The organism is Pseudomonas sp. PA-4-8C (genome assembly GCF_021606625.1).
Taxonomy (GTDB): domain Bacteria; phylum Pseudomonadota; class Gammaproteobacteria; order Pseudomonadales; family Pseudomonadaceae; genus Aquipseudomonas; species Aquipseudomonas lactis.
The window spans coordinates 1-1,455 of the sequence record NZ_WKCD01000526.1; the positions used below are offsets into that span (position 1 = coordinate 1).

2 protein-coding genes and 1 pseudogene are annotated in these 1,455 nt (G+C 55.7%); all 3 read right to left on the reverse strand.

Going from position 1 to position 1,455, the window contains the following annotated elements; translation table 11 throughout:
* Nucleotides 1-139 (reverse strand): 2-oxoglutarate dehydrogenase E1 subunit family protein (locus GIW04_RS31660; RefSeq protein ID WP_442962829.1); only part of this gene is annotated, 139 nt, incomplete at its 3' end.
* Between the two features lie 261 nt (nt 140-400).
* A complete protein-coding gene (locus GIW04_RS30670) occupies nt 401-1,105 on the reverse strand; it encodes a succinate dehydrogenase iron-sulfur subunit (protein WP_003172807.1) in 705 nt (234 codons plus the stop codon).
* A gap of 11 nt (nt 1,106-1,116) precedes the next feature.
* Nucleotides 1,117-1,455, reverse strand: a pseudogene (sdhA, locus tag GIW04_RS30675) (succinate dehydrogenase flavoprotein subunit); the annotation flags it as partial.

The window sequence follows — 1,455 nt, forward strand, 5'->3', positions numbered from 1 at the left end:
TCTGAAATTTGGTGCGCCATTCTTCTGGCACAGCGTTAGGGTCGTGCAGGTAGAGCTCATAAAGCTCTTCCACATAGGCAGCGTTACCACCTGAAAGATAGCCGCTGTTCCACATGCGCTGCATCACGCTTTCTTGCATGCTTGGTCACCCTCGATTTGGGGACACCACCGGCGAAAACACCGAGTTTGCTTGCAAAAGGCCAAGTGCAGCGACCAAAACAAGCCACTTAGGATCACGCTGATAGTTCGGGTACCAACCCGAATGCCCCTGCTTGTCTCATTTCTTCAAAATAAGAGCCGCGGCTTTGTAAGTCGCTGCTCAAGTTAAAACTACGGCGCCGGTTGAAGCCTGCGCCGCAGCATTTACGGGCACAACGGTCCTGCTTTACTACAACGTCAGTTACACGCCGCTTTGCAGCAGCATGTTACGGATGTGACCAATGGCCTTAGTCGGGTTCAGGCCTTTAGGACATACGTTGACGCAGTTCATGATCCCGCGGCAGCGGAATACGCTGAACGGGTCATCCAGCGAAGCCAGACGCTCGGACGTCTTGGTATCACGGCTGTCTGCCAGGAAGCGGTAGGCTTGCAGCAGGGCAGCTGGACCCAGGAACTTGTCCGGGTTCCACCAGAAGGACGGGCAGGATGTCGAGCAGCAAGCGCACAGGATGCACTCGTACAGGCCATCGAGCTTTTCACGTTCTTCCGGGGACTGCAGACGCTCGATGGCCGGAGCCGGCGTGTCGTTCTGCAGGAACGGCTTAACTTTCTCGTATTGCTTGTAGAAGATGCTCATATCGACGACCAGGTCACGGATAACCGGCAAACCTGGCAGTGGACGAACGATCAGCTTGTTGCCTTTGACCACGGCGGACAGCGGCGTGATGCACGCCAGGCCGTTTTTGCCGTTGATGTTCATGCCGTCGGAACCGCACACACCTTCACGGCAAGAGCGACGATAGGAGAAACCCTCGTCCTGCTCTTTGATCAGTGCCAGTACATCCAGCACCATCAGGTCTTTACCACCGGTATCGACCTGGAACTCCTGCATGAACGGCGCAGCGTCCTGATCAGGGTTGTAGCGATAAACACTGACTTTCAACATGGCAGCCACCCTTAGTAAGTCCGAATCTTCGGTTCAAACGTCGGCACCGTCTTCGGCGAGAAGTTCACGGCACGCTTGGTTACGCGCTTGTCACCCGGGAAGTACAGGGTGTGGCACAACCAGTTTTCGTCGTCGCGATCTTCAAAGTCTTCACGAGCGTGAGCACCACGGGACTCTTTACGAACCTCGGCGGCGATCGCCGTCGCTTCAGCCACTTCCAGCAGGTTTTGCAGCTCAAGGGCTTCGATACGAGCGGTGTTGAACGCCTGGCTCTTATCGTTGATCTTGACGTTGGCGATGCGCTTGCGCAGGTCAGCCAGTTGGGCAATACCCTTCTGCATGTATTCGCC

What these genes read in the sequence shown, in the direction of transcription:
- GIW04_RS30670 (WP_003172807.1), bottom strand. Translation starts at nt 1,105, where the DNA reads ATGTTGAAAGTCAGTGTTTATCGCTACAACCCTGATCAGGACGCTGCG.